The 20,833-nt window shown below is 74.7% G+C and carries 23 protein-coding genes; 10 read left to right on the forward strand and 13 right to left on the reverse strand.

Annotated elements, in window-relative coordinates:
* Positions 1-14 precede the first annotated feature (14 nt).
* Both DRV96_RS10505 and DRV96_RS10510 read left to right on the forward strand, forming a co-directional pair.
* Positions 15-989 (forward strand): L-threonylcarbamoyladenylate synthase, encoded by a 975-nt coding sequence (locus tag DRV96_RS10505; protein ID WP_119290720.1) that lies wholly within the window; start codon positions 15-17, stop codon positions 987-989.
* Positions 990-1,028: 39 nt separating this feature from the next.
* The gene (locus DRV96_RS10510; RefSeq protein WP_119290722.1) at positions 1,029-2,012 is read left to right on the forward strand and encodes an SGNH/GDSL hydrolase family protein; all 984 of its coding nucleotides are present in this window, start codon (positions 1,029-1,031) and stop codon (positions 2,010-2,012) included.
* A 15-nt stretch (positions 2,013-2,027) separates the two neighbouring features.
* On the opposite strand, the gene DRV96_RS10515 is transcribed toward DRV96_RS10510, so the two are convergent.
* Together DRV96_RS10515 and dacB are read right to left on the reverse strand one after the other, a co-directional pair.
* Positions 2,028-2,321 carry a SemiSWEET transporter gene (locus DRV96_RS10515; RefSeq protein WP_119290724.1) on the reverse strand — a complete coding sequence of 98 codons (294 nt, stop codon included), beginning with the start codon at positions 2,319-2,321 and terminating at the stop codon, positions 2,028-2,030.
* Between the two features lie 22 nt (positions 2,322-2,343).
* A complete protein-coding gene (gene dacB / locus DRV96_RS10520; protein ID WP_119290726.1) occupies positions 2,344-3,768 on the reverse strand; it encodes a D-alanyl-D-alanine carboxypeptidase/D-alanyl-D-alanine endopeptidase in 1,425 nt (474 codons plus the stop codon).
* Between the two features lie 32 nt (positions 3,769-3,800).
* Here dacB and DRV96_RS10525 point away from each other — a divergent pair, with 32 nt between their 5' ends.
* From DRV96_RS10525 to DRV96_RS10540, 4 genes are read left to right on the forward strand one after another with little or no spacing between them, the layout of a single operon-like run.
* A complete protein-coding gene (locus DRV96_RS10525) occupies positions 3,801-4,760 on the forward strand; it encodes a DMT family transporter (RefSeq protein WP_119290728.1) in 960 nt (319 codons plus the stop codon).
* Between the two features lie 16 nt (positions 4,761-4,776).
* Positions 4,777-5,481 (forward strand): tRNA (adenosine(37)-N6)-threonylcarbamoyltransferase complex dimerization subunit type 1 TsaB, encoded by a 705-nt coding sequence (gene tsaB / locus DRV96_RS10530; RefSeq protein WP_119290730.1) that lies wholly within the window; start codon positions 4,777-4,779, stop codon positions 5,479-5,481.
* 58 nt (positions 5,482-5,539) lie between these two features.
* The gene (rimI, locus tag DRV96_RS10535; protein ID WP_119290803.1) at positions 5,540-6,004 is read left to right on the forward strand and encodes a ribosomal protein S18-alanine N-acetyltransferase; all 465 of its coding nucleotides are present in this window, start codon (positions 5,540-5,542) and stop codon (positions 6,002-6,004) included.
* Positions 5,991-6,761, forward strand: coding sequence for a uracil-DNA glycosylase (locus DRV96_RS10540; protein WP_119290732.1), 771 nt, complete (start codon positions 5,991-5,993; stop codon positions 6,759-6,761). The genes rimI and DRV96_RS10540 overlap by 14 nt, the downstream gene beginning before the upstream one ends.
* A gap of 19 nt (positions 6,762-6,780) precedes the next feature.
* Here the strand turns inward: DRV96_RS10540 and glmU are convergent, their stop codons facing one another.
* Positions 6,781-8,172, reverse strand: coding sequence for a bifunctional UDP-N-acetylglucosamine diphosphorylase/glucosamine-1-phosphate N-acetyltransferase GlmU (gene glmU, locus DRV96_RS10545; protein ID WP_119290734.1), 1,392 nt, complete (start codon positions 8,170-8,172; stop codon positions 6,781-6,783).
* Positions 8,173-8,182: 10 nt separating this feature from the next.
* Here glmU and DRV96_RS10550 point away from each other — a divergent pair, with 10 nt between their 5' ends.
* Complete coding sequence (locus DRV96_RS10550) at positions 8,183-9,067, forward strand: DUF6279 family lipoprotein (RefSeq protein ID WP_119290736.1); 885 nt, start codon at positions 8,183-8,185, stop codon at positions 9,065-9,067.
* Between the two features lie 535 nt (positions 9,068-9,602).
* Here the strand turns inward: DRV96_RS10550 and ttcA are convergent.
* The 3 genes from ttcA to DRV96_RS10560 are packed head-to-tail and all read right to left on the reverse strand — an operon-like array spanning position 9,603 to position 11,444.
* Entirely contained in the window at positions 9,603-10,535 is a 933-nt protein-coding gene (gene ttcA, locus DRV96_RS10555) for a tRNA 2-thiocytidine(32) synthetase TtcA (RefSeq protein WP_119290739.1), read from the reverse strand.
* Entirely contained in the window at positions 10,516-10,680 is a 165-nt protein-coding gene (locus DRV96_RS18050) for a hypothetical protein (RefSeq protein ID WP_162911016.1), read from the reverse strand. The genes ttcA and DRV96_RS18050 overlap by 20 nt, the downstream gene beginning before the upstream one ends.
* Positions 10,677-11,444 (reverse strand): SDR family oxidoreductase, encoded by a 768-nt coding sequence (locus tag DRV96_RS10560; RefSeq protein WP_119290741.1) that lies wholly within the window; start codon positions 11,442-11,444, stop codon positions 10,677-10,679. Before DRV96_RS10560 ends, DRV96_RS18050 begins: the two co-directional genes overlap by 4 nt.
* 20 nt (positions 11,445-11,464) lie before the next feature.
* Here DRV96_RS10560 and DRV96_RS10565 point away from each other — a divergent pair, with 20 nt between their 5' ends.
* Both DRV96_RS10565 and DRV96_RS10570 read left to right on the forward strand, forming a co-directional pair.
* Positions 11,465-12,604 (forward strand): class I SAM-dependent methyltransferase, encoded by a 1,140-nt coding sequence (locus tag DRV96_RS10565; protein ID WP_119290743.1) that lies wholly within the window; start codon positions 11,465-11,467, stop codon positions 12,602-12,604.
* A gap of 7 nt (positions 12,605-12,611) precedes the next feature.
* Positions 12,612-12,803, forward strand: a complete 192-nt coding sequence (locus DRV96_RS10570) for a DUF2905 domain-containing protein (RefSeq protein ID WP_119290745.1) — start codon at positions 12,612-12,614, stop codon at positions 12,801-12,803.
* Positions 12,804-12,820: 17 nt separating this feature from the next.
* On the opposite strand, the gene DRV96_RS10575 is transcribed toward DRV96_RS10570, so the two are convergent.
* The 4 genes from DRV96_RS10575 to DRV96_RS10590 form a co-directional block, all read right to left on the reverse strand.
* Entirely contained in the window at positions 12,821-13,198 is a 378-nt protein-coding gene (locus tag DRV96_RS10575; RefSeq protein ID WP_119290747.1) for a hypothetical protein, read from the reverse strand.
* Between the two features lie 78 nt (positions 13,199-13,276).
* Entirely contained in the window at positions 13,277-14,509 is a 1,233-nt protein-coding gene (locus DRV96_RS10580) for a multifunctional CCA addition/repair protein (protein ID WP_119290749.1), read from the reverse strand.
* Positions 14,510-14,543: 34 nt separating this feature from the next.
* Entirely contained in the window at positions 14,544-15,503 is a 960-nt protein-coding gene (locus DRV96_RS10585) for a complex I NDUFA9 subunit family protein (protein ID WP_119290751.1), read from the reverse strand.
* Between the two features lie 38 nt (positions 15,504-15,541).
* Positions 15,542-17,557 (reverse strand): lytic transglycosylase domain-containing protein, encoded by a 2,016-nt coding sequence (locus DRV96_RS10590; protein ID WP_119290754.1) that lies wholly within the window; start codon positions 17,555-17,557, stop codon positions 15,542-15,544.
* 260 nt (positions 17,558-17,817) lie between these two features.
* Here DRV96_RS10590 and DRV96_RS10595 point away from each other — a divergent pair, with 260 nt between their 5' ends.
* Positions 17,818-18,423: a 5-formyltetrahydrofolate cyclo-ligase gene (locus tag DRV96_RS10595; protein WP_119290756.1), complete on the forward strand. Its 606-nt coding sequence runs from the start codon at positions 17,818-17,820 to the stop codon at positions 18,421-18,423.
* Positions 18,424-18,444: 21 nt separating this feature from the next.
* On the opposite strand, the gene DRV96_RS10600 is transcribed toward DRV96_RS10595, so the two are convergent.
* The 3 genes from DRV96_RS10600 to DRV96_RS10610 all read right to left on the reverse strand — a co-directional run bounded on the left by DRV96_RS10600 (position 18,445) and on the right by DRV96_RS10610 (position 20,822).
* Positions 18,445-19,068: an OmpW/AlkL family protein gene (locus tag DRV96_RS10600; RefSeq protein WP_119290758.1), complete on the reverse strand. Its 624-nt coding sequence runs from the start codon at positions 19,066-19,068 to the stop codon at positions 18,445-18,447.
* Positions 19,069-19,193: 125 nt separating this feature from the next.
* Complete coding sequence (gene metF, locus DRV96_RS10605) at positions 19,194-20,042, reverse strand: methylenetetrahydrofolate reductase [NAD(P)H] (RefSeq protein WP_119290760.1); 849 nt, start codon at positions 20,040-20,042, stop codon at positions 19,194-19,196.
* 3 nt (positions 20,043-20,045) lie between these two features.
* Positions 20,046-20,822: a TlyA family RNA methyltransferase gene (locus DRV96_RS10610; RefSeq protein WP_119290762.1), complete on the reverse strand. Its 777-nt coding sequence runs from the start codon at positions 20,820-20,822 to the stop codon at positions 20,046-20,048.
* Positions 20,823-20,833: the final 11 nt, after the last annotated feature.

Consider the following 20,833-nt stretch of genomic DNA (forward strand, 5'->3'; position numbering starts at 1 on the left):
CCCGTCCCACGGCGATGCCGCTGCTCGACGCGCGCGATCCGGCGGCCGTGGCCGAGGCGGCGCGTCGCCTCGCTGCCGGCGAACTGGTTGCGTTTCCGACCGAGACCGTCTACGGGCTCGGTGCACGCGCCGACGACGACACGGCGGTCGCGCGCATCTTCGCCGCCAAGGGCCGGCCGGCGGACCACCCGCTGATCGTCCACGTCGCCGACGCGGCGGCGGCCGCGCGCTTCGCGGCCAGGCTCGAGCCGCTCGCGCAGCGGCTGATCGCGGCGTTCTGGCCCGGGCCGCTGACCTTGATCGTGCCGCGCGCCGACGGCGTCGCGCGTGCCGCCGCCGGCGGGCAGGACAGCATCGGGTTGCGCTGCCCGTCGCACCCGGTGGCGCACGCGCTGCTCGCGGCCGCGGCGCGGCTCGGCGTGCCCGGCGTCGCGGCGCCGAGCGCGAACCGCTTCGGTCGCGTGAGCCCGACGACGGCCGCGCACGTCATCGCCGAGTTCGGCGACGCGCTCACCGTGCTCGACGGCGGCGCGTGCCCGGTGGGCATCGAGTCGGCGATCGTCGACGTCACGCGCGGCGTGCCGGTGCTGCTGCGCCCGGGCGTGCTGACGCGCGAGCGGCTCGAGGCCGCCGCCGGCCAGCCGCTGGCCGCGCCCGACGCGCGCGCCCCGCGCGCCAGCGGCACGCTGGCGTCGCACTACGCGCCGGCGGCACGCGTGCGCCTGTTCGACACCGAGTCGCTGCGCGCGGCGCTGGCCGCACCGCCGCCCGGTGTGTGCGTGGCGGTATATTCGCGCGCGCCGGTGGCGGCGGGTGGCGTCGCGCTGCAGCGCCGCATGCCCGACGACGCCGAGGCGGCGGCACGCGAACTGTTCGCGACGCTGCGCGAGCTCGACGCCGCCGGCGTCGACCAGATATGGGTCGAGCGGCCGCCCGCGACCCCCGCCTGGGAAGGCGTGCGCGACCGCCTGCAGCGCGCCGCCGCCTGAACGCCCGACCCGCCCGCGACTGTCCCCGATGGAGCCCGCATGATGTCCAGCGCCCCTGCGCCTCGCTGTCCGACCGCCCGCCGCGCGTGGCACTGGTTCGCCGCCCTCGCCACCGCGTGGCTCCTCGCGGGCTGCGGCGGCAGCCAAGTGCAGGAGTTCGACGCGCAGCGTCTGTTCGTGTTCGGCGACGAGATGAGCGCGATCAACGCCGACGGCGCGAACGGGCGCAAGTACACGATCAACGGCTTGACCAGCGCTAGCGAGCGCGACTGCCGGCTGAACCCGATCTGGGTGCAGTCGGTCGCGTCGCAGGTCGGTCTCGTGTTCGCCGAGTGCAACCCGAGCGCGGCCACGCCCGCCGCGTTCATGCGCGCCACACCCGGCGCGCGCGTCGCCGACGTGACGGCCGCACTGGCGGCCTATGCGGGCGAGAGGGCTGCGCGCGACCTCGTCACGGTCGCGGTCGGTCTGCACGACGTGCTCGATGTCTACGCAACGTACAACGGCAGCAACGAGGCCGCGCTCGCCGCCGATCTCGAGTCCCGCGGCGAGGCGCTGGCCATTGCGATCAACGGCGTCGTGCGCCTGGGCGGCCCCGTCGTGCTCGTCGCGACCGTGATCGACGTCGGCAAGACGCCGTATGCACGCGCCGAAGAGGCCGCCTTCGCCGGCCGTGCGGCGCTGCTGACGCGGCTCGCGCAGGCCTTCAACAGCGGGCTGCGGCTGGGCATCGTCAACGACGGCCGCGTGATTGGCCTCGTCGACGCGTTCGAGCAGGTGCAGGCGATGGTCAGCACGCCGTCGAGCTACGGTCTGACCAACGTCACGGGTGTCGCGTGCAACAACGCCGCGCCCTGGCCGGACACGTCGCCGGACCCGCTGCTCGACTGCACCAGCGCGACGCTCGTCAGCGGCGCGACGAACGACGGCTGGCTGTGGGCCGACCTGCTGCGCCTCGCCCCGCGCGGTCAGGCGCGGCTGGGTAGCGTCGCGCTCAGCCGCCTGAGCAACAACCCGTTTTGACCGACGCGTCGCTGCTCAGCGCGAGTGGCGCTTCGCGCGCCGCTGCGCGCGCACGACGCCGACCTTGACCGCGAGGATGCTCGCCGCCAGCGCGAGCGTCACGGCGTTGGCGACGATGATCGGCCACTCGCCCAGCGCGATGCCGTAGACCAGCCACAGCGCGACGCCCGCCGTGAAGCACGCATACATGCCCAGCGAGATGCCGGCCACGTCGCGCGTGCGGAAGGTCAGCCACGCCTGCGGCACGAACGATGCCGTCGTCAGCGTCGCCGCGGCGTAGCCGATCCACGTTCCCCACTCCGCCGTCATCGCCGGCCGTCCCCGGGCCGCGTCACGGGCGGCGCGCGGCGTCGTCGAGCGTCCACTGCACCAGCGCGTCGAGCGCCGGTCGCGCGGCCTGCGCGTTGGCGTGCTGCACGACGGCCACCAGCACGTAGCGCCGCCCGCTCGTGCCGAGCACGTAGCCGGCCACCGCGGCGACGTCGCGCAGCGAGCCGGTCTTCAGGTGCGCGCGCCCGGGCTGCGCGCGCGAGCGCCGCAGCGTGCCGTCGACGCCGCTGGCCGGCAGCGACGACATCAGCTCCGACATCACCGGGCTCGCCCACGCCGCCTGCAGCAGCCGCGCGAGCGAGTGCGCCGTCAGCCGCGTCTCGCGCGACAGGCCCGAGCCGTTGTCGAGCCGTAACGCCCCGTCGGGCTCGCCGAAGCGCTCGAGCGCCCAGCGCGTGAGCAGATCGCGTGCGGCCTGCGGCGTGGCCGGCGTGCGCGGCGTCTGCGTCTGCGCGGCCAGCGTCAGGAACAGCTGCTGCGCCATCACGTTGTTGCTGAACTTGTTGATGTCGCGCACGACGGCGGCCAGCGGCGGCGACTCGAACTCGAAGCTCGGCGGTGCGGCCGGCGCGGTGCCGTCGCGCACCGTGCCGGCCAGCCGCCCGCCGCCGGCGCGCCACAGCGCGCGCAGCAGCCGCGCGTTGTAGCTCGCGGGGTCGGGATACGCGACCGGCCAGCTGCGCTCGCCGCACGCGAGCGGGTAGCTGCCTTCGAAGCGCACGCGCTGCGGATCCTCGAGCGTGGCTTTCAGCCCGCCGCGCCAGTCGCCGCACGCCTCGCGCGACAGCGGCACTTCGGCGTCGACCATGACGCCGTCGAGCAGCGGCTCGGCGCCGACGCGCGCGACGCCGCGCGCCGCGTCGGGCACGAAGCGGTACGTGACGGCCTTGTAGTTCAGCAGCAGCGCGTCGGGCTGCACGTTGTACGGCCGCAGCCACTCGCCGTCGAAGTCGGCGGGCGTGCCCTGCGCTTCGGCGAACGCGCTGCGGTCGAGCACGATGTCGCCGCGGATCTCGCGCACGCCGAGCTGGCGCACGCGCTCGAGCAGCAGCCAGGTGCGCTCGAGCGTCAGCGTCGGGTCGCCACTGCCGCGGATCACGAGCGCGCCGTCGAGCACGCCGTCCCTGACCGGGCCGTCGAGCCACACGCCGGTGCGCCAGGTCCACGCGGGGCCGAGCAGGTCGAGCGCGGCGTAGGTCGTCAGCAGCTTGGTCAGCGACGCCGGGTTGACGGCGTCGCGCGCGTGGTGCTGCAGCAGCGGCGCCGCGGCGCCGACCTCCTGCACGACGACGGCCATCGCCTCGGCCGGCACGCGGGCGCGCTGCAGCTCGCGCGCGACCTCGCCCGGCAGCGCCTGCGCGACGGCCGCGCCGGCACCTGCCCACAGGGCGGCCGCGAGCCAGACCGTGACGGTGCGCAGCGACATGCGGTGATGATCGCACGGCTACACTGACCGCCATGTCGGTGCCGTCGTCTTCCCGCGCGCGCGCGATCGGCGCGGCCAGCGCGGTCGCGGTGCTGCTGATCTGGTCGTCGTTCATCGTCGTCGCGCGCTACGGCGCACGGCTGACGCTGACACCGTTCGACGTCGCGTTCGTGCGCTTCGTGTTCTCGGGGCTGGTGGGTCTTGCCGTGCTCGCGGTGCTCGCGCCGCGCGGCGCGAGCCCGCTGGCCGGGCTCGGCTGGTGGCGCGTCGCGGCGCTGGCCGGCACCGCCGGCATCGGCTACTGCAGCCTGGCCTACAGCGCCTTCTTCTTCGCGCCGGCCGCGCACGGCGCGGTGCTGATGCCCGGCTCGCTGCCGCTGTGGACGGCGCTGGCCGCGCTCGTGCTGCTGCGCGAGCGGCTGACGGCGCGCCGCATGCTGGGCCTGGTGCTGATCGTCGCCGGCGATCTGCTCGTCGGCGGTGCGAGCCTCGCGCGCGCGTTCGACGGCGACACGACGTGGCGCGGCGACCTGATGTTCCTCGCCGCCGCGATGTGCTGGGGCACCTACACGGTGCTGTGCCGGCGCTGGCAGGTCGGCGCGGTGGCGGCGACGCTGGCGATCGCCGTGGGCTGCCTCGCGAGCTACGTGCCGCTGTACGCGCTCGGGGCCGCGATGGGCTGGTGGCCGAGCGCACTCGCCGCCGCGTCGTGGACCGAGATCGGCGCGCAGGCGCTGTACCAGGGCGGGCTCGCGATGTGGGTGGCCGGCGTCGCGTTCACGCACGCGGTGCGCACCTTCGGCCCGGTGCGCACGACGATGGTCACCGCGCTGGTGCCCGGCATCGCCGCGCTCGCGGCGGTGCCCTTGCTCGGCGAGCCGCTGGGCGCGCACGCGCTGGCGGGGCTCGCGTGCGTGACGCTCGGGCTGTTCGTCGGGCTGCGTGCGGTGCCGGCGCCGGCACCGGCGGCCGCGCTGGCGGCGACGCGTTGACGCGGCGGGCGGGTGCATGGCAGCGAGACTGGTCGCGATCGACACTTCGACCGAGCGGATGGTGCTCGCCGTCGCGACCCCCGACGGTGTGTTCACGCGCGACGAGGCCGGCGGGCCGCGCACCTCGACGCGGCTGCTGCCGGCGCTGCACGAGCTGCTCGCCGAGGCGGGACTCGCGCTCGCCGAGGTCGACGCGATCGCATTCGCGCGCGGCCCCGGCGCCTTCACCGGCCTGCGCGCCGCGTGCGCCGTCGCGCAGGGGCTCGCACTCGGCCTCGGGCGGCCGGTGCTGCCGCTCGACAGCCTGCTCGTCGTCGCCGACGCGGCGCGCGCGCAGGGCGCCGGCGACGACGTCACCGTCGCGATGGACGCGCGCATGGACGAGATCTACGCCGGCCGCTACGTGCACGACGGCGCGCGCTGGCGGCTGCGCCAGCCGCCGGCGCTGTGGGCGCTGCCGCCGCTGGTCGACGCGTGGCAGCGTGAGCCTCCGGCCGAGGTGGCCGGCTCGGCGCTGAACGTGTTCGGCGACCGGCTGATGCTGCCGCCGTGCGTCGTGCAGTGGCCCGAACCGGGCGACCGCGGCGCCGCGCTGATGCGGCTCGCGCAGACGGCCTGGCGCGACGGCGGCGGTGTCGACCCCGCCGACGCGCTGCCGCTGTACCTGCGCGACAAGGTCGCGCTGACGACGGCCGAGCGCGCGGCCGCAGCGGCACGGTGAGGTGGCGGTGAACCCCCGACCGCGTCCCGACGACGCGCCGGCGCCCCGCCTGGCGCCGATGACGCTCGACGACGTCGACGCGGTGTACGCGCTCGAGGTCAGCGCCTACAGCTTCCCGTGGACGCGCGGCAACTTCGTCGATTCGCTGGTGGCCGGTCACCTCGCCGAAGTGCTGCGCGCCGCCGACGGTGAAGTCATCGGCTATTTCGTCGCGCTGCCCGGTGTCGACGAGATGCACCTGCTCAACCTCGCGGTGGCGCCGGCGCACCAGCGCCGCGGCCACGCGCGGCGGCTGCTCGACGAACTCGTCGCGCGCAGCGTCGCGCGCGGCGCGCGCAGCCTGTGGCTCGAGGTGCGCGAGAGCAGTGCGCCGGCGCAGGCGCTGTACCGGCGCTACGGCTTCGTGCCGGTCGGCCGGCGGCGCGGCTACTACCCGGCCGCGCACGGCCGGCGCGAAGACGCCGTGCTGATGAGCCTGGACCTGGCGCCCTGGTCCGCCGGGAGTCGCGATGGCATGGACTGAACGCCAGCGCGCGATGCTGCGCGAGATGGGCATCGAGCTGTGGCCGGGGGCGACGGTGACGAGCCCGCCGCTGCAGCCACCCGCAGCGGCTGCGCAGGGCGCGGCCCCCGCGCCGGTGCCGCCTGGCGCACCCGCTGCGCCGTCACCCGCGACGTCGCGCGGCGACGTCGCGACGATGGACTGGCCCGCGCTGCGCGCGGCCGTCGCCGCGTGCCAGGCGTGCGCGCTCGCGCAGTCGCGCCGGCAGACCGTGTTCGGTGTCGGCCACGAGCGCGCGCACTGGATGATCGTCGGCGAAGCGCCCGGCGAGCAGGAGGACCTCAAGGGCGAGCCCTTCGTCGGCCCGGCGGGCCGGCTGCTCGACGCGATGCTCGACGCGCTGGGCCTCACGCGCGAGCCGGGCCCGCCCGAGCGGCAGGTCTACATCGCCAACACGCTCAAGTGCCGCCCGCCGGGCAACCGCAACCCGCTGCCCGAGGAGATGGCGCGCTGCGAGCCCTTCCTCGTGCGCCAGATCCAGCTCGTGCGCCCGCGCATCCTGCTCGCGATGGGGCGCTTCGCGGTGCAGGCGCTGCTGCGCACCGACGAGCCGATCGGCCGTCTGCGCGGGCGCGTGCACCGCTACCAGGGCGTGCCGCTCGTCGTGACCTACCACCCGGCGTACCTGCTGCGCCAGCCCGCCGACAAGGCCAAGGCCTGGGACGACCTGTGCCTGGCCGCCGAGGTGCTCGAAGGGCAGGGCGCCGCCGGGGCGTGAGCGCCGGCGGGGCTGCGGCTCAGCGGCCGCCGTCGGAGGTCTTGCCGCTCTTCGTCTTGACCGGCCGCTTCCACCCGGCGATCGTCACCTGCCGGCCGCGTGCGAGCGTCAGTTCGCCGGCCGGTGCGTCGTCGGTGATCGTCGAGCCGCCGCCGATCGTCGCGCCGGCGCCGATCGTCACCGGCGCGACGAGCACGCAGTTCGAGCCGATCAGCACGTCGTCGCCGATCACGGTGCGGTGCTTGTGGACCCCGTCGTAGTTGGCCGTGATGCTGCCGGCGCCGTAGTTGACGCGCTCGCCGACCGTCGCGTCCCCGAGGTAGGCGAGGTGGTTGGCCTTCGCGCCGCGCGCCAGCGTCGAGTTCTTCACTTCGACGAAATTGCCGATGTGCACCTCGTCGCCGAGCACGGCGCCCGGGCGCAGCCGCGCATACGGGCCCACGCGCGCGTCGGCGCCGACCTGCGCGCCGTCGAGGTGGCTGAACGCCTCGATGCGCGCGCCGGCGGCTACTGTCGTGTCGCGCAGCACGCAGTGCGGCCCGACCGTGACGCCGTCGCCGAGCACGACGCGGCCCTCGAACACGCAGCCGACGTCGATCTCGACGTCGGTGCCGCACTCGAGCGTGCCGCGCACGTCGATGCGCGCCGGGTCCGCCAGCCGCACGCCGGCCGTCATCAGCGCGTCGGCGTGGCGGCGCTGCAGCCGCCGCTCGAGGTCGGCGAGCTGCTGCGGACTGTTGACGCCCAGCGCTTCGGTCTCGTCGGCCACCGGCAGGCCGACGACCGGCACGCCGTCGGCCACCGCCATCGCGACGACGTCGGTCAGGTAGTACTCGCGCTGCGCGTTGTCGTTCTTCAGCGCGGCGACCCACCGCCCGAGCGCGGCGGTGGGTGCAGCCATCATGCCGGTGTAGACCTCGCCGATCGCCCGCTGCGCTGGTGTGGCGTCCTTCTCCTCGACGATCGCGAGCACGCGCTCGCCGTCGCGCACGATGCGCCCGTAGCCGTGCGGGTCGGCCGGCGTCATCGTCAGCAGCGCCAGGCGCTCGCCGCCGCACGCGTCGACGAGGGCGCGCGCGGTGGCCGCGGTGACCAGTGGCACGTCGCCGTTGAGGATCAGCGTCGTCGGCGCGTGGGGGTCGAGCGCCGGCACCGCCTGCTGCACCGCGTGCCCGGTGCCCAGCTGCGGCTCCTGGCGCACGAACACGCGCCCGGGCGCGGCACACGCCGCCTCGACCTCGTCGCCACCGTGGCCGACGACGACGACGACGCGCGATGCCGCCACGCCGGCAGCGGCGTCGAGAACGTGCTGCAATAGCGCGCGCCCACCGAGCCGGTGCAGCACTTTCGGCCGCTGCGACTTCATGCGGGTGCCGCGGCCGGCGGCGAGGATCACGACGTTGTGGCCCATCAAAGCATCCTTGGGTAGCGCACGGATTATCCGGGCGCTGTGGCTGCTCGCCGTCGCGGCGATCGTGACGGGTTGCAGCGCGGTGCGCCTGGGCTACAGCCAGGGCCACGAGCTCGCGTACTGGTGGCTCGACGGCTACGTCGACTTCACCGCCGAGCAGTCGCCGCTCGTGCGCGACGCGCTGCGCGGCTGGTTCGCGTGGCACCGCGCGACGCAGCTGCCCGAGTACGCCGAGCTGCTGCGCGACGCGCAGCAGCAGGTGCTGCAGCCGGCGCAGCCCGAGCAGGTGTGCCGCTGGGCCGACGCGCTGCAGCAGCGCGCGCAGGTGGCGATCGAACAGGCGCTGCCGTGGCTCGCCGAGCTCGTGATCGCGCTGACGCCGGCGCAGCTCGCGCACCTCGAGCAGCGCCTCGCGAAAGGCAACGCCGAGTTCCGCGCGCAGTTCCTGCCCGACGACGCGGCCGCGCGCCAGCGCGCACAGGTCGAGCGCATGCGCGCGCGCCTCGAGAACGTCTACGGGCGCCTGGACCGCGCGCAGCGCGAGCGGCTCGCGCAGGCGATGGCCGCTTCGCCCGCCGACCCCGAGCGCTGGTACGCCGAGCGGCTGCAGCGCCAGCACGACCTGCTGGCAACGCTGCGCGCGGTGCAGGCGCTGCCGCCAGCCGAGCGCACGCCGCAGCGCGTGCAGCCGATGCTGGCCGAGCTCGCGCAGCGCATCACGGCGTCGCCGCGCGCCGAGTACCGCGAGCACCAGCAGCGCCTGAAGCGCTTCAACTGCGAGCTGATCGCGCGCATGCACAACGACACGACGCCGGCGCAGCGCGAGCGCGCGGCGGCCCGGCTGCGCGGCTGGGAAGACGACGCGCGCGTGCTCGCGGCGGTGAACGGGACGTAGGCGTCCGGCTTCGGCCCGTCGCGGTCGCTCGTGACGCCTTGACTGCGAAGGTGGGTGCCCGGCACGCGGCGTGGGCATGCGTGCTCCGGCCCACCTCGCGCGGCAGCGGCGGTGCACTGCGGTCGCCCTGCCGTCCGCAGCGTGGTGCCCTGGCACGGTGGGCGGCGAGCGCGAATGGGGCCTGCGCCCGCACGCCCACGCCACGCGCCGTCCCAACGCTGGCGCACTGCACGCGCTAGCAGGACGTCGACCGTGGAGCGCAGGGAGATGGCGGTACCTGGGTGCGCAGGCCCCATTCGCGCACGCGCCGGCGTCGGCAGGCCACGTGCGGTGCCGAGCGCACCGCGCTTCGTACACCGCCGACGGGTCCGCGCGAGGTGGGCCGAAGCACACAGGTGCCGCCATCGCCCTGCCGCCACCACCGGTGCAGGTCCTGCCCGCGGTCACCACCGTCGCAATCAAGCCTTCACGAACGACCGCCACAGGCCGCAAGCGGCCGCACGGCGCCGTCCGTGCGACGGCGCTTCGGGCCCGATCAGCCGTCGCGCGGGTCGTCGCGCACGATGCGGATCGCAGATGGCGCCGGCGCGCACGGCTCCTCGTCGAACGCGATGTCGCCGTCGGGGTCGGCGACGCCGGTGCGCTGCAGCGTCTCGAACGGGTACAGCTTGCGGTCCATCAGGTGCGACGGCACGACGTTGGCGAGCGCGGTGAACATGTTGTCGATGCGTCCCGGGAAGCGCCTGTCCCAGTCGCGCAGCATCTGCTTGATCTGCGCGCGCTGCAGGTTGGGCTGGCTGCCGCACAGCGTGCACGGAATGATCGGGAACTGGCGGTGCTCGGCCCAGCGTTCGAGGTCGACCTCGGCGACGTAGGCCAGCGGGCGGATCACGATGTGGCGGCCGTCGTCGCTGACCAGCTTCGGCGGCATGCCCTTGAGACGGCTGCCGAAGAACATGTTCATCAGCAGCGTCTGCAGCATGTCGTCGCGGTGGTGGCCGAGCGCGATTTTGGTCGCGCCGAGCTCGCTCGCGACGCGGTACAGGATGCCGCGGCGCAGCCGCGAGCACAGGCTGCACATCGTCTGCCCCTCGGGGATCAGGCGCTTGACGATCGAGTACGTGTCCTGCGTCTCGATGTGGAACGGGACGCCGAGCGAGCGCAGGTACGTCGGCAGCACGTCGGCCGGGAAGCCCGGCTGCTTCTGGTCGAGGTTGACGGCGACGATGTCGAAGGCGATCGGCGCGCGCCGGCGCAGCCCGAGCAGGATGTCGAGCAGCGCGTAGCTGTCCTTGCCGCCCGAGACGCACACCATGACCTTGTCACCGGGCTCGATCATGTTGAAGTCGGCGATCGCCTGGCCGACCAGGCGGTGCAGGCGCTTGTCGAGCTTGCGCAGCTCGAACTCGGCGCGGCGCGGGTCGGCGGCCGGCGTGGTCACGGCGGTGTCAGGCGAGGTCGTGGACATGGACGTCGGCGACGGCGGACGCGCCGTCGCAAGGCGGGAACACGTTGGGTTGGATGATGCGCGCCCGGCCGCGGCGCACCGTGCGCCTGGCGAGCAGGCGCAGCCGCTCGACCGACAGTCGCCGCAGCGCGGTGGGGCCGTTCATGCGAGGTACCCGAAATCGCGATCGTGCGGCTGCAGGTGCTGGCCGGCGTCGACGAGCACCGTCGTGCCGGTGCTCGCGCGCGCGGTCAGCAGGAAGTGCACCGCGTGCGCGATGTCGTCGGGCCGCGCGCCGTAGCCGAGCAGCGCCTTGGCCTGCAGCTGCGCGAGCCTGGCGTCGTCGATCTGCGCGCTGCCCAGCGTGAGGCCGGGCGCGACGCCGCACACGCGCACGCGAGGCGCGAGCGCCTGCGCGAGCAGCGTCGTCGCGCACTCGAGCGCGGCCTTCGACAGCGTGTACGACAGGCAGTCGGGGTTCGGATTCCACAGCTTCTGGTCGAGCAGGTTGACGACGCAGCCCGGCTCGGTGGCGCCGCGCGCGGCGAGGTGCTCGTGCAGTGCCTGCGCGAGCACGACGGCCGGCGCGGTGTTGGCGCGCCAGTGGCGTTCCATCGCGGCGTAGCTGAAGTCGGCCGCGTGGTCCGGCTCGAACAGCGAGGCGTTGTTGACGACGGCGTCGAGCCGGCCGAAGTGCGCGACGACGGCCGGCACCAGCGCCCGGCAGGCGGCCTCGTCGGCGAGATCGGCCGCGAACGCGGCGGCGGCGGAGCCGGCCGCCACGGCGTCGTCGACGGTGCGCCGGGCGTCGGCCTGCGAGCGGTGGTAGTGCACCGCGACGTCGTGGCCCTGGCGCGCGAGGTGCAGCGCGATCGCGCGCCCGAGGCGGCGGGCGGCGCCGGTGACGAGCACGACGGGGCGGGCGGACATGGGCTTCCTACAATCGGTCGATGAACGAGCGCTCGGCCCGGAGGGCGACGGCGGCGTCGCCGGCCGGCGGCGCGCAGCCGGCCAGTGTATCGACGCCGCTGCAGCGGCACATCGCGCAGGCCATCGCCGCGGCCGGCGGCTGGCTGCCGTTCGACCGCTTCATGGCGCTGGCGCTGTACGCGCCGCAGGGCGGCTACTACGCGCGCGGCGACCGCCAGTTCGGCCTCGGGCCGGCGTCGGGCAGCGACTTCGTCACCGCGCCCGAGCTGTCGCCGTACTTCGGCCGCGCACTGGCGCGGCAGGTCGCGCAGTGGCTCGACGCGGCCGGCGCCGACACGGTGTGGGAGTTCGGCGCCGGTTCGGGGGCGCTGGCCGAGCAGCTGCTCGACGCGCTCGGCGAGCGCGTGCGCCGCTACGCGATCGTCGACGTCTCGCCGGCGCTGGCGGCGCGCCAGCGCGAGCGGCTGCGGCGCTTCGGCGCGCGCGTCGAGTGGCTGGCCGAGCTGCCGGCGCGGCTGCACGGCGTCGTCGTCGGCAACGAGGTGCTCGACGCGATGCCGGTGCAGCTGCTGCACTGGGACGGCGAGCGCTGGTGGGAGCGCGGCGTCGCGCTCGACGGCGAGCGCTTCGTCTGGGCCGACCGGCCGACCGAGTTGCGCCCGCCCGTCGATGCCGGCTTCGTGCCCGGGACCGTGACCGAACTGCACCGGCAGGCGTGCGCGTTCGTGGCGACGATCGCCGAGCGGCTCGACCGCGGCGCCGCGCTGTTCGTCGACTACGGCTTCCCGCAGGCCGAGTACTACCACCCGCAGCGCACCGGCGGCACGCTGATGTGCCACCGCGCGCACCGCGCCGACGCCGACCCGCTCGCCGACGTCGGTGACAAGGACATCACGTCGCACGTCGACTTCACGGCGGTCGCGCTCGCGGCACAGGACGCCGGTGCCGACGTGCTCGGCTACACGACGCAGGCGCGGTTCCTGATCAACTGCGGGCTGCTCGACCTGCTGGCCGACGCCGACCTGCGCGAGCGCGCAAACGCGCAGAAGCTGCTGACCGAGCACGAGATGGGCGAGCTGTTCAAGGTGCTCGCGTTCGGCCGCGGCATCGACGTGGCGCCGCTGGGCTTCGCCGCCGGCGACCGCACGCACACGCTGTGAGGCCGCGATGCGCTGGCTGATCGTGTTCCTGCTCGCGTTCCTCGTCTTCAACGGGCTGCGCGCGTGGCTCGAGAAGATCGGCCTCGGCCGCCTGCCGGGCGACTTCAGCTTCCGCCTCGGCGGGCGCGAGTGGTACGTGCCGCTGGCCAGCAGCCTGCTGCTGAGCCTGATCGCGATGGCGATCGGCGCGCTGGTCTGACCGGCGCCGGCGCCGCTTCAGCCCTCGAGCGACCACTCGTTCCCGCAGTGGCGGCAGCGCACGCGCAGCCGCCGCCCGCCGGCTTCTTCGGCGGCGACCTCGAGGCGGCCGTAGGTCTGGCACTGTGCGCACACCGCCTGGTTGGCCACCTGCTCGGCGTGCATCAGGCGGTACAGGTAGCGGCGCAGCGCGACGACGCCGACGACGCCGCACAGCCCGATCGCCGCGAAGTTGCCCAGCCGCGCGTCTGTGCCGCCCAGGCTCAGCCCTTCGAAGGCCGCGGCCAGGCCGATCGTGCACAGGAAGGTCAGCACCAGCCACGCATGGCTGCCGAGCAGCTCGCGCTCGTACCACTTGCGAAACCCGTGCTTGCGGATGCCGTCGGCCAACCCCATGCCACGCTTCCGGACTGCCCGTGGCCGTCGAGCGTAGCGCAGCCGCGCCCGCCGCGCGGGCCGGGGGGCTCGCCGCCGTCAGGACGCCGCGGCGATGCCGGCGTCGGCGAGCGCGGCCACGCGGGCGCGGCGGATCGCGGCGCCGATCTGCGGGCCGGGCACACCGCCGGCGGATGCGGCGATCGCTGCCGTGTCGACCGCGCGCGCGACGTCGAGTGCGCGCTGCAGCCGCTCGCGCGGCGGGTACGGCTCGTCCTCGCGCCCGCTGCGTCCGCGCGCGTCGCACTCGCACGCGAGCAGCAGCTGCGCGAAGCGTTCGGGCCGCCGCAGCGCGTCGCAGCGCTCGAGCAGGCGCAGCACGCCGGCGGCGTCGAGCCCGGCGCTGGCGTGCACGTGCCCGTGCTCGCGCGCGGCGAGCACGGCGAGCTCGTGGCAGTCGCCGGGCACCTTCAGCCGGCGGTCGATCGCCTCGACGAGCTGCACGCTGCGTGCCTCGTGGCCGAGGTGGCGCGGCCACTCGTCGCGCGGCGTCGTGCCCTTGCCGAGGTCGTGCCCGAGACAGGCCCAGCGCACCGGCAGCGGTGCGTCCAGGCGCGCCGCGGCGTCGAGCACGAGCATCAGGTGCACGCCGGTGTCGACCTCGGGGTGGTGCTGCGCGGGCTGCGGCACGCCCCACAGGCGGTCGACCTCGGGCAGCAGCACCGCGAGCGCGCCGCAGTCGCGCAGGACCTCGAACATGCGGCTCGGGCGCGGCTCCATCAGCCCGCGCGCGAGCTCCTGCCACACGCGCTCGGGCACCAGCGCGTCGACCTCGCCGGCGTCGACGAGGCGACGCATCAGCGCCGTCGTCTCGGACGCGACGCTGAAGTCGGGCAGCCGCGCCGCGAAGCGCGCGACGCGCAGGATGCGCACCGGGTCCTCGGCGAATGCGTCGGTGACGTGGCGCAGCACGCGCGCGGCCAGGTCGCGCCGGCCGCCGTAGGGGTCGATGACGTCGCCGCTGTCGGGGTCGATCGCCATCGCGTTGATCGTCAGGTCGCGCCGCGCGAGGTCCTGCTCGAGCGTGACCGATGCGTCGGCGTGGAACGTGAAGCCGTGGTAGCCGCGCGCGACCTTGCGCTCGGTGCGCGCGAGCGCGTACTCCTCGCCGGTCGCGGGATGCAGGAACACCGGGAAGTCGCGCCCGACGGGCCGGAAGCCCGCCGCGAGCATCTGCTCGGGCGTCGCGCCGACGACGACGTGGTCGACGTCGCCCACCGGCCGGCCGAGCAGCCGGTCGCGCACGGCGCCGCCGACGACGTAGCTCTTCACCGTCGGCCGGCCCGCTGGCTCGCCGCTGGCAGGCTCAGTCGCGGTGCGCCCGCGCGCGCAGCGGCGTCAGGCGCGCGCGGCCGGCACCGCTGCCGAGGTAGGTCGGCACGATCGCTTCGAGCGCCGAGGGGACGATGCCCAGCGCCTCGAGGCCCGGCAGCTGGCCCGTCGCGACGTTGGGCACCTGCATCGACAGCAGGTTGTCGCGCGACATCAGCGGCTCGCCCGGCGCGAGCTCCATCAGCCGTGCCTGCAGGCTCGCGAGCGCGCCGGGCAGCGGCAGCACCGGGCGCTCGTGCCCGGCGATGCGCCCGGCCAGCCGCACCAGCTCGGCCAGCGTGTAGACGGTCGGGCCGACGCACTCGTAGGTCTGGCCGATCGCGTCGCGGCGCTCGAGGGCGACGACGATCGCGCGCGCGACGTCCTGCACCCACACCGGCTGGAAGCGCGCCTGCGCGCCGCCCAGCGGCACCAGCGGCAGCACGCCCTGCAGCTTCGCGAACAGGTTGATGAAGCGGTCCTCGGCGCCGAAGATCACCGACGGGCGCAGGATCGTCAGCTCGAGGCCGGCGTCGCGCAGCACCGCTTCGCCCTCGGTCTTCGAGCGCAGGTACAGCGACGGCGCGTTGGGTCCGACGCCCAGCGCGCTGACGTGCACGAGCCGCCGCACGCCGGCATCGCGCATCGCCTTCGACAGCCGGCGCGGCAGCTCGACATGGACTTCGCGGAAGCGGGCCTCGTCGCCGTGCAGGATCGCGATCAGGTTGACGACGGCGTCCTGGCCGGCGACCAGCCGAGCCAGCGCACGGTCGTCGCGCACGACGTCGGCCTCGACGACTTCGACGGTGGGCAGGTAGCGGATCGTGCGCCCGGCGCGGGCGCGGCGCGTGGGCACCGTGATCGTGCCGCCGGCACCACCGCTGCGCTCGACGAGTTCGGCGCAGGTGGCGCGGCCGACGAAGCCGGTGCCGCCGAGGACGAGGATGCGATTCATCGGGGACGAGGACAGTCTGAGGGGTTCCACGGCAGGGTTCAGGGCAGTTCGTCGTTGGCCGGCGGCGCGTCGGCCGGCCGTGGCCCGATCGGTGGGCCCAGCCGTGCCTTCAGCGACGGCGGCTCGCTGCCGAGCACGACGGCATAGTAGGCCGCGTTCGACAGCACCTTCTTGACGTAGTCGCGGGTTTCGTTGAACGGGATCGTCTCGGCCCACATCGCCGGCTCGAGTTCGGGCCCGTCGCGCCAGCGCCGCGGCCGTCCGGGCCCGGCGTTGTACGCCGCGGTGGCCAGCGCCGGCGAGCCGCCGAAGTCGTCGAGCACGAGCCGCAGGTAGGTGGTGCCCAGCCGCAGGTTGGTCTGCAAGTCGTCGATCATCTGCGGCGTGTACGTCAGGCCGAGGCGGCGTGCGACCCAGCGTGCGGTGGCCGGCATCACCTGCATCAGTCCCGAGGCGCCGACGCCCGAGCGTGCGTCGGTCACGAAGCGCGATTCCTGGCGGATCAGGCCGTAGACCAGGGCCGGGTCGAGGCCGGCATCGCGCGCGCGCTCGACGACGGCGTCGCGAAACGGCGTCGGGAAGCGCTGCGCGAGGTCGACCTCGGCGCGCGTGCGCTCGCTGGTGTTGATGCAGCGGTCCCACACGGCGCGCGAGCACGCCAGGTGCGCCGCGGCGAGCAGCTCGCGGTCGCCCATGCCGATCAGCGAGAAGTTCCACTCGCGCACGCCCTCGCTGCGCAGGCCCAGCGCGAGCGCGTGCAGCGCGCGCGCGAGCCCGGGGTGGCGCTGCGCGGCCGCGCGCTCGGCGGCGCTCAGCGGTGCCGGCGCCGGCGGCACCGCCGGCGTGCGCCCGAGGTCCTCGGCGGCGAGCTTGCCGTAAAAGTGCATCTGCCCGGCGATCGACGCCAGCGCCTGCCGCGCCGCGCTGCGCTGGGCCTCGCCGGCCTCGCCGTCGGCGGCCAGCGCGAGGTCGGCGCGCGCGCCCCAGTAGACCCACGCCGGGTCGCTGCGTGCGGCCGGCGTCATCGCGTCGATCGCCTGGCGCACTGCGTCCCAGCGCGTGGGCTTGCTGCGCAGCGCCGCGCGCACCTGCCAGGCCAGCGTGTCGTCCGACCACGCGCTGGCGCCGTCGCCGGCACGTTCGGCATAGGCGCGCGCCTGGGCGTACCGCTCGAGCGCCTGCGGCTGCAGCCGCAGCGCCGTCCAGCGCGCCGTCTGTGCCCAGGCCCACGCGGCGGCCTCGGGCTCGAGCCGGCCGGCGAGTCCGGCCTCGAGGCGGCGCGCCGCCCGCTCGGCGTCGAGCGCGGCCAGCCGCGCGAGCGCGAGCACGTCCAGGCCGTCGGGGCGGCGGCCGAGCGGTGTGCGGTCCAGCGTCGCTTCGGGCTGGTCCCACCAGTTCGCGTCGGCGCCGCGCACCGGCGGCGCGAGCAGCGTGAGCGCCTGCCGCGCAGCGGCGGCGCGCTGCTGCTCGGTGGCCAGCCGCGCTTTGCGCCACACGTCGGCGGGGCCGAACACGCCGGCGGCCAGCAGCGTGCGCGCGAGCAGGTGGCAGCCGTCGTCGGCGTCGCGCTGGGCGAACCAGGCCGCGCGCGCGGCGTCGCCGACGTCGCGGCCCTCGAGGTGCGCAGCCACCAGCGCGTAGCACGCGACCTGGCGGTCGTCGTTCATGCGAAAGCGCGGCAGGTCGCGCCGGAAGTCGTCCCAGTCGCGGCGGCGGCCGAGTTCGAGCAGCCAGTCGTTGCGCAGCCGGTCCTCGACGTAGGTGTCGGGCCAGCGCGCGTAGAAGGCCTCGACTTCGTCGGCCGTGACTTCACGCAGCCGGCGGCTGAGCTCCCAGTAGTCGACCCAGGGCGCGAGCGGGTGCTTCAGCGGCTCGATGCGGCGCTTGGCGTCGGCGAGCGCGCGCGCGTCGCCCTTGCGCAGCGCCTCGCGCGCGTCGAGGACGATGCGGTCGCCGGGCGTGGCCGGCTGGGCGATGGCGGTGGCGGCGCACGCCGCCGCCGCGAAGACCGTCGCAACGCGTGCGAGACACCGATGAAACGTCTTCCACTGCATGGCATCGACCCCGTGGCAATGTAACGCACACCCCCGGCGCGGCGGTGACGGGGGGGCGAAGGTACGGTGCGCCCAAGCCGTGGTGTAGCGCATCGGCGTCGCACCCGCCACGGCGAAAAGCGCGGCGCCGCGGGCGCGCCGGCGGCGATCACGGGCGTGGCGGCGGCGCAGCCCCTTGCGTCGAGCAGCCGCGGGTCGGCGGCTCGAGCCGCGCGGCCGCGGCCGAGGGCGCCGGCGATGCGCGCGACAATGCGGGCACGATGTCGTCCGCTGAATCCCGTCCGCTGCCGCCGCTCGAGCCGTCACGCGACAAGGCGCTGCTGCGCCGCCAGCTGCAGGCCGAGCGTCAGGCACTGATCGACCGCCACCAGCGCGCCGCGCACCTGCAGGAGGTGCTGCGCGTGTGGCTGATCCACCGCCCCGAGACGGCGATCGGTGCGTACTGGCCGATCAAGGGCGAGTTCGACGCGCTGCCGGCGCTGTACCGCTGGAGCGAGGCCGAGCCGGGGCGGCGCATCGGCCTGCCGGTGATCGACCGCGCGACCCGGCAGTTGCGCTTCCACGTCTGGTACCCCGGCTGCCCGATGGAGGAAGACGCCTACGGCATCCCGAAGCCGAAGGACACCGAGCGCTTCGAGCCGTCGCTGCTGCTGGTGCCGTGCGTGGGTTTCGGCCCACGCGGCGTGCGGCTGGGCTACGGCGGCGGCTTCTACGACCGCACGCTCGCGGCGCTCGCGCCGCGGCCCTTCACTGTCGGCGTCGCCTACAGCCACGGCTTCATCCCGTGGCTGCTCGCCGAGCCGCACGACGTGCCGCTCGACGCCATCCTCACCGAGGAAGGCGTCGCGTGGCAGCGCGACGAATAGGCGCCGCGCCGCCTTGCGGCGTCAGAAGCGCTTGCCGAAGCCGATGCCGACGAGCAGCGGATCGATCTTGAACGTCCCGACCTTCGTCCCGAACGACGACACCTCGGTCTTGATCTGCACCTTCTTGACGTCAACGTTGAACAGCCAGCCGCCGCCCAGCGGCACGTCGACACCAGCGCCGATCGCCAGTCCGAAGCTGTCGCGCTTGAGGCTCGGGTCGAGCGCGGCCTCGACTGCAGGGTCGAACTTGACGCTCGTCAGGTTCGTGTAGTTGATGCCGAGGCCGACGTAGGGCCGCCAGCCCATGCCGGTGAAGTGGTACTGCAGCGACAGCGTCGGCGGCAGGTGCTTGATCGAGCCGATCTTGGTGTCGCCGGAGCGCACGTTGTGAGACTGCGGGTAGGTCAGGATCAGCTCGGCCGCCAGGTTCGGCGTGAAGAAGTAGGTGATGTCGACCTCGGGGAACGCCTTGTCGTTGACGCTCAGGTCGAGACCGGTGTTGTCCTTGTTGGCCGGGTCCAGGTACAGCGCGCGCGCCCGCACGATCCAGTTGCCGCTGTCCTGGGCGTGCACCGGTGCGACGGCAGCGGTGGCGGCAATGGCCGCGGCCGCGAGGGCGACGGCGCGCGCAGTGGCTTTTTTCATGGTGTTCCTCATCAGCAGAGTCGGGGGTTGTGGCCGGATGGCTCGACGACCATTGGAGCCGTCACCCGCCTCGCGCACCTTGCGCTTCGTCAACGCCGCGACACTGCTGTGGCCCGCGTGCGACGCTACAGCCCGAGCCGGCGGCAGATCTCGAGCGTCGGGCCCGCCTGGTTCATCGTGTAGAAGTGCAGCCCCGGCACACCGGCGGTCGTCAGCTGGTCGACGAGGTCGGTGACGACGTCGAGGCCGAACGCGCGGATCGACTCGACGTCGTCGCCGAAGCCCTGCAGGCGCAGGCGGATCCAGCGCGGGATCTCGGTGCCGCAGTTGTCGGCGAAGCGGATGATGCCGCTGGCGTTCGTGATCGGCATGATCCCGGGCACGATCGGGATGTCGACGCCGAGCGCGTGCGCCTCGTCGACGAAGCGGAAGTACGCGTCGCTGTTGAAGAACATCTGCGTGATCGCGCTGTCGGCGCCGGCGCGCACCTTGGTCGCGAACGCTTTCAGATCGTCGGACGGCGTGCGTGCCTGCGGGTGCATCTCGGGGTACGCGCCGACCTCGATGTGGAAGCGCCGGCCCGTCTCGGCGCGGATGAACGCGACGAGGTCCGACGCATAGCGGAACTCGCCGAGCGCGCCGGCGCCGAAGCCGCTGGGCAGGTCGCCGCGCAGCGCGACGAGGCGGCGCACGCCGGCGGCGTCGAACTCGCGCAGCTTCGCGCGGATCGAGTCGCGGCTCGCGCCGACGCAGCTGAAGTGCGGCGCCGCGTCGACGCCTTCGGCGAGGATGTCGCGCACCGTCTGCAGCGTGCCTTCCTGCGTCGAGCCGCCGGCGCCGTAGGTCACCGAGCAGAACTCGGGCTTCAGCGCATACAGCTCGCGCCGCGCGGCGGCGAGCTTGGCCACGCCGTCGGGCGTCTTCGGCGGAAAGAACTCCAGGCTGATCGGGGTCTTGCGGGAGGGGTGGGTCATCGGTCACTCCGGCGTCCGCGGCGCGTGACGCGCCCAGACGAAGAACTCGGTGTTGCCGTCGCCGCCGCGCACCGGGCTCGCGAGCCAGCGCTGCACGGCGAGGCCGGCGTTGCGGCACGCCGCCTCGACGCGCTCGCGCACGGCGCCGTACAGCGCCGCGTCCTTCACGACGCCGCCCTTGCCGAGCTGCGCGGGCTGCAGCTCGAACTGTGGCTTGACGAGCAGCAGCAGGTCGCCGTCGGCGGCCAGCAGCGGGGCGAGTGCCGGCAGCACGTGCGCGAGCGAGATGAACGACAGGTCGCCGACGACGAGGCCGAAGCCGCCGGCGGGCATCGCGTCGCCGAGCGCGGCCGCGTCGAGGTGGCGTGCGTTGACGCCTTCGAGCGCGACGACGCGCACGTCGGCGCGCAGCCGCGGGTGCAGCTGGCCGTGGCCGACGTCGACGCCGACGACGCGCGCCGCACCGCGCGCGAGCAGCACGTCGGTGAACCCGCCGGTGCTCTGGCCGACGTCCAGCGCCGTCCTGCCGCGCACGCCGAGGCCGGTGGCGGCCAGCGCGCCGTCGAGCTTGAGCCCGCCGCGCGAGGCCCAGCGCAGCTCGGCGTCGTCGACGACTTCGATCTCGCAGCCGGCCGGCAGCTCGTCGCCGGCCTTGCGCGGGGTCGTCCACGCGCTGACGCCGTCGCGGCGCCAGCGCACCGCGCCGCGCGCGATCAGCCGCTGCGCGGCCGATCGCGTCGGGGCCAGCCCTTGCGCGACCAGCAGCTGGTCGGCGCGCATCGACGTCGCGC

This window comes from Azohydromonas sediminis (assembly GCF_003574675.1).
Lineage (GTDB): Bacteria > Pseudomonadota > Gammaproteobacteria > Burkholderiales > Burkholderiaceae_C > Calidifontimicrobium > Calidifontimicrobium sediminis.